We start from the raw sequence: 8,172 nt of genomic DNA on the forward strand, positions 1-8,172 counted from the left end.
ATTATGCTGCAAAACAAAAGCACCGTTGTGGTGCTAATGTTTGATTATTTTTGAGACATTATCAATTTCGGTTGACAGAGTAATTCTGCAATTGTTTTCGCTTACAGAGAATGATATAATATCCTAGAATGAGGTGAAACTATGAACGGATTAAAAGAACATAAATATATGGATTTCTTAACAACTATTGGCTATATCGTATTTGCATTATGCTGTGTGATTGGTTTCTTTGCACATTTATATATCTTATTTGCGGTAGGGTTTGTTTTGATTTTTGTATTAAGATTAATCGGATACTCTTTAGATCGCTTTAATGAATATAAGCGTGGCTATTAGTCTAGATTTCTAGACTTTTTTTATTGGATGTTAAAAGGATATGAGGCAATCCTCATATCCTTATTTTTTATTCTTCTTCACTAGATGGTAAAGTTTCTACAACTTCATGACATCTTGGACATAATCCATCTACTAATTCGCCTTCTTCGAACCAATTCCAGCATCTTGGACACTGAACACCATGGAATTTTTCTGCCTTGATGAAACAAGTTTCATATTCATCTTTACCTTCTGCATTATCATCTAAAGTCACTTTTGCGACGATGAATAACTGTTTCATAGAATCTTCTAATGAAGCTAAAGACTTATATTCATCCTTAAGAGTGATAGTAAGCTTACCTTCCATGTTAGAATTGATTACTTTTTCAGCTCTTAAGTTTTCTAATGATTTCATAACATCAGTACGTAAGTTCATGAATAAATCGAACTGTTCTTTTAATGCATCAGCATTTTCAATTTCGAACTTTTCTGGCTTAGCTTCTAGGAATACAGATTCTTCCTGTTTTGCATCACAATGGAAGTGATCATGTAATTCTTCTGCAGTGAAGACTAAGATTGGTGAGATTAACTTCATCATTGTCTTTGCATGATGATAAAGAACTGTCTGTACCTGTCTTCTTCTTGTAGAATCAGCCTTTTCGATATAAAGGATATCCTTTGTGAAGTCCATATAGAATGCACTTAATGTATTAGTGAAGTAGTTTAAGATTTCCTTGTTTGCTTCTGAGAAGTTATAAGAATCCATAGACTTATGATATGCATCCATTAAGTCATTTAACTTAGCTAACATATACTGATCAACTGGTTCTAATTCATTTACTGGTAATACATCAGTATCCTTGAAATCATTTAAGTTACCAAGTAAGAAACGCATAGTATTTCTTACCTTACGATAGCTTTCAGATACTTTCTTTAAGATATCATCAGAGATACGTACATCTGACTGGAAGTCTACAGTAGTAGCCCATAATCTTAAGATATCAGCACCCCATTTATTGATTGTCTTGATTGGATCTACAGCGTTACCACCAGACTTACTCATCTTTAATCCCTTACCATCAAGAGTGAAACCATGAGATAAAACTGTCTTATATGGTGCTTTACCATGTACTGCAGTACCGATGATTAATGAAGAGTTGAACCATCCACGATACTGGTCACTACCTTCGAAGTATAGATCAGCTGGATAACCTAATCCTCTTTCTACTAATACACCAGTATGTGATGAACCTGAGTCAAACCATACGTCCATGATATCTTTTTCTTTCTTGAAGATACCATTTGGTGAATGTTCGTTTGTATAACCTTCTGGTAATAAATCTTTTTCATCTCTTTCAAACCATACGTTTGAACCGAATTCTCTAAATAGTGCTGATACATGATCAAATACTTTCTGATCAATTACAGGAGTACCATCTTCACAATAGAAGATTGGAATTGGAACACCCCAAGTTCTCTGTCTTGAGATACACCAGTCACCACGGTCTTTAATCATGTTATAGATTCTAATATGACCCCATTCATTGATCCAGTTAACGCTATCGATTTCACTTAATAGTTTTTCTCTGATCTTATCGATAGAACAGAACCACTGGTCAGTTGCTCTAAAGATGATAGGCTTCTTAGTACGCCAGTCATGAGGGTAGCTATGTGTAATCCAAGTAAGATTTAATAAAGCGCCTAATTCTTCTAGTTTTACTGTAACAGTCTTGTTTGCATCATCAACATACTGACCTGCAAGCCATTCACCACATGATTCCATCATGCAGCCATGTTCATCAACGTTTACAAGTACTGGTAATTTATATTTCTGACAGATGTTAAAGTCGTCTACACCAAATCCACTTGCTGTATGAACGCATCCAGTACCTGAATCAGTTGTAACATGGTCACCCATGATAACTAATGATTCTCTTTCTGGATAAAGTGGATGAGTACATGTGATGTATTCTAATTCTTCACCCTTGAAACGTTTTAAGATTTCTTTTTCTTTTAATCCAAATGTTTCCCATAATGAATCAACTAATTCTTCTAAGACAACAAGATTACCTTTTTCAGATTTAACTAATGCATAAGTGAAGCGTGGGTTTAAACAGATTGCCTGGTTTCCTGGGATTGTCCAAGGAGTAGTAGTCCAGATTACAAAGTAGTTATCATCACCTTCTAAGATACCTTTACCATCTTTTACCTTGAAACGTACATAGATAGTAGGTGATTTTACATCATGGTATTCTACTTCTGCTTCAGCTAATGCTGATTCAGATGAAGGTGACCAATATACTGGCTTTAATCCTTTATAGATTAATCCATCTACAGCCATCTTTGCAAATACATCAATCTGTCTTGCTTCAAATTCTTTATGTAAAGTTAAATATGGATGTTTGTAGTCTGCAAATGTACCTACACGGATACACTGCTGCATTTGACGTTCAACCTGCTTTAATGCATATGCATAACATTTTTCTCTGAACTTTGCAGTAGACATAGATTTTCTATCTACACCCTGCTTCTGAATTGCATTTTCGATAGGTAAACCATGAGTATCCCATCCTGGAATATATGGTGTATAGAAACCTTCCATATTCTTATAACGACAAATAACGTCTTTAATAACCTTATTTAACATATGTCCAACATGCATATTACCATTTGCATATGGAGGTCCATCATGGAAAATGAAATGTTCTTTTCCTTCATTCTGCTTGATCACCTTTTCATACATGTTAGCGTTCTGCCATCTTTCTACGTAAGCAGGTTCCTTAGTAGGAAGCTTACCACGCATCTCAAAATCAGTTTTTGGCATTAAGAGTGTGCTTTTGTAATTCATATATATCCCCTTTCACAAATAAAAAAACGTCCTTCATAAAGGACGTTTGCACGCGGTACCACCTTTGTTCATATCATTCGATATGCACTTAAGATCTTAACGCAATCAACGGCATTCCCTACTTTATTCAGGATGCAGCTCCAGAGTGATTCCTGACCAATACACCTTCACCGTTTCCACCACCCACGGTTTCTCTATAAGTTCTCTTGATCAGCGCTCTCTTTCTTCGCTTTTTTTTCTTCTTCATTAATTAAACTAAAAATTTCTGATTTGTCAATAGTTTCTAACAATTCTGTGCTGATTTTTACAATTTCAGCCCTAAAATCTTTTGCTTCATCCTTAAAACCTTCTACTTCATCACTTAAACCCTTCACATAATTCATAGACTCTTTAAGAATCATATTCGCATTATGCTTGGCTTTTGTAATGAGTTCACTGGCTTCCTTTAAAGCAAGACGGGAAATCTCTTCATTGGTCTTTCGTTCAATAGATTGACGATTAGCCATCGCGATATTTTCTTTTTTAACTTTATCCAATTCTTTTTCAAGTCTTCTGATTTGTAAAGTAGTTTCCTGAATTTTCTTTTCTAAAGTCTCAATCGTATCATCGACTTCTTCAGTATTATATCCACGAAGCTGCTTATTGAACATGTATCCCATACCCGTGTCCCCTCATCGATAATATTGGCCTTCTATTACATAATTATCCTGCTTTGTTCTTCTATCTGTTATGAATATCTTTACTCGGCCATGATGACGTAAAGATATTATAGCGTTATTATCGCATATTTTTGAAATATCTTCAATAACTTTGTAATTAAGCTTGACATACTGACCACGAATGGCTTCTACTGCTTTATTGCGAGAGATGCCAAATAATTGCGCAACCATCTTATCTAAACGCAAAGAAGAAACGATCACTGTTTTAGTATAGGTATCCTGCTGAATAGAAAGACGTTCTTTACTTTCTACTAAATGAATAGAAGAACGTTTGATACGTGTGAGATTCATACGAATATAATCACTATTTTCTGTCATACAGGCAAAGGAAAGTGGCTCTTCATTGATATCTCCGATACATTGACGCTTAATACCTAAATGCATTAAAGCCCCTAAGACATCGGAATGTTTAAGGTTTCCAATTGTATCATTGTAATCTACTTTAAATACTGTGACTTTAAAATCTTCAGGTTCAAATTCATAGAAATCAGGTGCTATGAGCACTCTTTTATTTTCTGCTCCATCAAATCCTCCATCTGCTTCTACTTTGAGTTCATGACCAATAACACTTTCTACAATGGACTGCTGATGTGGATCAAGAAATTGTGTAAGAATCATACGCTGTGAATAAAGTGCCTGATCTTTGTAATCTAATATTTTAGAGACGAATTCTTCATCACCTTTAAAATGTTCTAACATATTTCATAAAAAAAGTATTAGCGAATGCTAATACTTATTCCTCCGTACTTGTAGGTGTGTCATCATCAAGAGTAATTGAACCAGTTACACCAATGTTCTTAGGTGTACATAAGAAAATCTTAGGACCAATTACCTGAATATCACCATCAATTGCGAAAATAACACCAGTTAAGAAATCAACAACACGTTTCTGCTGTTCCTTCTGTAAACGATGTAGGTTAACGACAGCTGCTTTATTTTTCTTTAAATAACCACCAATTTCCTGAGAATCAGAATAAGCACGTGGTTCAAATAATACAAGACTAGAGTTAGCATCAAATGGCTTCAACATCTCACTTGTCTTTTTAGTCTTATTGTTTTCAAAAATATTAGAATTTTCTTCCTGTCCGTTTTGTGCAGTATTGTAATCTTCTGTATATCCTTCTTCTTCACCAAATAACCAATCTTTAACCTTATCCATACACATGTAAAACCTCCTGTTTGTTTTGATTATTATAACACATTAGTGATGTGATTTGTATACATTTCTATTTTCTAACCCAAAGATACGTGCAGAATATGATCCTGGTTCAGTATCCTTGAGGGCTTTTTCAAACATATTCATTCTTGCATCTACATTATCAATAAGTGTTAATGCTTCTGCTTCAGGAATCTGTGGAAGAACTGGAGAACCATATTCCTGTTTACCATGGTGAGAAAGAATCATATGTTCTAGTAAGAATACTTCTTCTCCCTCGATATGTAATTCTTCTGCCATGTCCTTCACCATTGCATGACCAATAGAGATATGACCTACTAAGCTTCCTTCAATAGAATAAGCAGGAACAATAGGTCCAGTAAATTCTTTAACCTTACCAATATCATGTAGAATAACACCTGCATATAGTAAATCTGCATCTAAATAGCTATAAACGTTAATAAGCTGATCTGCAAGCTTCAACATACATAAAGTATGATAAAGAAGTCCTGAGGCAAAATCATGATGATTTTTAGTGGCTGCAGGATAGTTCGCAAAAGCTGTATAATGTTTTTCAATAAGTCCATGAACAATCGCATAAAGACGAATGTTGTGGATCTTCTTCATATACATATCTAATTCCTTCTGCATCACTGCTTTTTCAATAGGTGGCTGTGGTAAGAATAAAGCCTTCTGTTCATCATTCATTTCAATAGGCTCAAGCTTAACGATTTTCATCTGTCTCATGCCCTTATAATTGATGATATCTCCTTTACCTCTTACAACCTGCCCTCTTTCAAATAAACGAATCTGCTCATCTGTGGCAGACCAGAGCTTTGCATCAATAGTCCCTGTTGCATCCTGTAAGACAATATTTAAATAAGAAGACTTGTTGGCACCATTTGTTTTACCTACAGTGACTGAGATAATAATAGCTTCAAAACCAACTGTTTCTTTTCCTGGATTCATTTCATTAATTTTAATCATTCAATTCACTCCATATTTCATCCATCACAATCAGGATATCTTCATAATCATACCCCTTCTGCTTAAGAAAACGGCTGATACGCATCTTTAATTCCTGATCATGATATTTATTTTGATAACGTTTATATGTCTTTTCACATTCCTGTTTTAATAAAGACAATGTACGTTCATGAGAAAATTCAAAATCATAGCTATTCATAACAGAAAGAATTGTATTTTCGCTATATCCTTTATTATATAAGGTTCTCTTGATTTTTTGAATTAATCCCTGTGGAGAAAGCTTTCTATTGTTTGAATAGAGCTGATCCACAATATTAAAAGCATATTCTATTTCTTCTGATTCGTCAAATTTTTCGATTTCTTCTTCAATTAAATGTTCTGGAATATCTTTATTCTTTAAATCAATAAGTGCCTTTTTTAAGCCTTTACCCTTCTTAAGAGTTGCATCAATATAGCTTCTTACATATTTACGATCATCTATGAGATGACGATCTGTTAATAATGCCATACATTTCATAATCTCAATTTCATTATAGTCTCCATAAGTTTCTAAGCGTTTCTTTAAGTCATGGAAACAATAGTCATGATAGCTAAGCAGTTTTACTGCTTTAAAATATAAATGTCTGATATTCTGCTTCTCTTTAAGAATATCTATAACTTCCTGATTGGCACGAGTTTGAATGGCGAGATGGAATGTTTCTACATCTTCTATAGTACATTCAAGAGCTATTTTTCTTTTACCACTTACAAATTCTACTGAGACTAGCTTTTCATGTGGTTTTATTGAAGAGACTACAAAACAGTTTTCAAAATGATCAATAGAACTGTTATACACATGCATCACTCCTTTATAGAATGTATGAGAATCAAATTGTTGGGCATGCTTTGCTGCATACTCTTTATAAGGTGTAAGATCCTTATGAGATAATTCTATTACTTTTTTGATATATTCTTCTTGAGTATAAAAGAAATGACCATTACCACCCTCTACAATAACAGGATCTAAATTAGAATCATATCTTGCAAGAACTGGTAAAGAAGAGGCCATTGCTTCAATAAATGTTAGACCTTGTGTTTCAGTTAGAGATGCTGAGACAAAAAGATCACCGGAATAATAGAAATCAGGAATAACGTCTGCACTTTGACATCCTGCAAAACGAATATAATCATCCATTTTTAAATCATGTGTTAATTGCATCAAAGTGTTCTTTGCAGGTCCATCACCTATAATAAACAATCGTATATTTGGATTTCTTTGAATGATTTCAGGCATTGCGTTAATGATGAGATCTAATGATTTTTCTTCAGCAAGTCTACCTAAAGAGATTAAATTAAAATGATCACTAAGGCCATACTCTTCTTTGATTTGATTTGTATGTTCTTTATTATATCTTTTAAAGCGTTCTAATTCGAGTCCAGTTGGTACAATATTGATTTCTTTTTTGATACCAATAGATTTCATCATAGAAGCTGTTTTAACACTAGGGACAATAAGAGAAGTTGTATGGGTTGTATATATCTTCATCAGCTTCTTGACAATCTTTTTTGCGATTGAATCAAATGGTTCGATTCCTTTAGTGACATAGTAAGTGTAGTCATAAAGATTGGTATGGAATGTATATACTGTAGGAATATTAAGCTTATAACCACATAATCGTCCAAATAAGCCTACGCCATATTCAGTCTGCGTATGAATGATATCTGGATTAAATTCTTTAATCTTTTTAAATATTTTATTATTATAAATGCCTGCCATACGGTATCCATAGATACTTTTAAGAGAGATTCCATTCATTCTTATAATAAATGGATCATCTTCTATATGAACACCAAGAGGAGGAATTGTAGTTATAATCAAGACTTGATGACCATGTTTCATTAATTCATTTCTGAGTATACCAATTGATGAAACAACGCCATTAATATCAGGATAATAAGTGTCTGTAAATATCGCAATACGCATGTTGAATCTCCTTTAGCTTGCACTTACATTATACTGAATATAATAGAAAATTAAAACATAAAAAAAAAGACCTGGCAGCTTGCTATTGTCGCGTCTTCACACTATCGTCGCCGTTATGATGCTTAACTTCCGTGTTCGGGATGGGAACGGGTGTGTCCATCATGCTATCGCCGCCAGATCCTCG

At 34.0% G+C, this 8,172-nt stretch carries 7 protein-coding genes, 1 rRNA gene and 1 other annotated feature; of the genes, 1 reads left to right on the forward strand and 7 read right to left on the reverse strand.

Going from position 1 to position 8,172, the window contains the following annotated elements; all coding sequences use genetic code 11:
* Positions 1-141 precede the first annotated feature (141 nt).
* Positions 142-336 (forward strand): hypothetical protein, encoded by a 195-nt coding sequence (locus EAI80_RS10650; protein WP_022424664.1) that lies wholly within the window; start codon positions 142-144, stop codon positions 334-336.
* A gap of 67 nt (positions 337-403) precedes the next feature.
* Here the strand turns inward: EAI80_RS10650 and ileS are convergent, their stop codons facing one another.
* The 7 genes from ileS to rrf form a co-directional block, all read right to left on the reverse strand.
* Positions 404-3,163, reverse strand: a complete 2,760-nt coding sequence (gene ileS / locus EAI80_RS10655) for an isoleucine--tRNA ligase (RefSeq protein WP_129982002.1) — start codon at positions 3,161-3,163, stop codon at positions 404-406.
* Between the two features lie 35 nt (positions 3,164-3,198).
* Positions 3,199-3,399 (reverse strand) — a binding site (T-box leader).
* The gene (locus EAI80_RS10660) at positions 3,358-3,822 is read right to left on the reverse strand and encodes a DivIVA domain-containing protein (protein ID WP_129982003.1); all 465 of its coding nucleotides are present in this window, start codon (positions 3,820-3,822) and stop codon (positions 3,358-3,360) included. (Overlaps the previous feature by 42 nt.)
* 12 nt (positions 3,823-3,834) lie before the next feature.
* Positions 3,835-4,581, reverse strand: a complete 747-nt coding sequence (locus EAI80_RS10665; protein WP_129982004.1) for a YlmH/Sll1252 family protein — start codon at positions 4,579-4,581, stop codon at positions 3,835-3,837.
* Between the two features lie 34 nt (positions 4,582-4,615).
* Entirely contained in the window at positions 4,616-5,041 is a 426-nt protein-coding gene (gene sepF / locus EAI80_RS10670; protein WP_117459551.1) for a cell division protein SepF, read from the reverse strand.
* Between the two features lie 42 nt (positions 5,042-5,083).
* Complete coding sequence (locus EAI80_RS10675; protein WP_129982005.1) at positions 5,084-6,025, reverse strand: HD domain-containing protein; 942 nt, start codon at positions 6,023-6,025, stop codon at positions 5,084-5,086.
* Complete coding sequence (locus EAI80_RS10680; RefSeq protein WP_129982006.1) at positions 6,018-7,988, reverse strand: RecX family transcriptional regulator; 1,971 nt, start codon at positions 7,986-7,988, stop codon at positions 6,018-6,020. The genes EAI80_RS10675 and EAI80_RS10680 overlap by 8 nt, the downstream gene beginning before the upstream one ends.
* Positions 7,989-8,057: 69 nt before the next feature.
* A 5S ribosomal RNA gene (gene rrf, locus EAI80_RS10685) occupies positions 8,058-8,166 on the reverse strand.
* Between the last annotated feature and the right edge of the window lie 6 nt (positions 8,167-8,172).

The organism is Catenibacterium sp. co_0103 (assembly GCF_004168205.1).
Lineage (GTDB): Bacteria > Bacillota_I > Bacilli_A > Erysipelotrichales > Coprobacillaceae > Catenibacterium > Catenibacterium mitsuoka_A.

Coding starts and splice junctions, on each gene's coding strand:
- ileS (WP_129982002.1), bottom strand. CDS start 3,163: ATGAATTACAAAAGCACACTCTTAATGCCAAAAACTGATTTTGAGATG.
- EAI80_RS10650 (WP_022424664.1), top strand. CDS start 142: ATGAACGGATTAAAAGAACATAAATATATGGATTTCTTAACAACTATT.
- EAI80_RS10675 (WP_129982005.1), bottom strand. CDS start 6,025: ATGATTAAAATTAATGAAATGAATCCAGGAAAAGAAACAGTTGGTTTT.
- sepF (WP_117459551.1), bottom strand. CDS start 5,041: ATGGATAAGGTTAAAGATTGGTTATTTGGTGAAGAAGAAGGATATACA.
- EAI80_RS10680 (WP_129982006.1), bottom strand. CDS start 7,988: ATGCGTATTGCGATATTTACAGACACTTATTATCCTGATATTAATGGC.
- EAI80_RS10665 (WP_129982004.1), bottom strand. CDS start 4,581: ATGTTAGAACATTTTAAAGGTGATGAAGAATTCGTCTCTAAAATATTA.
- EAI80_RS10660 (WP_129982003.1), bottom strand. CDS start 3,822: ATGGGATACATGTTCAATAAGCAGCTTCGTGGATATAATACTGAAGAA.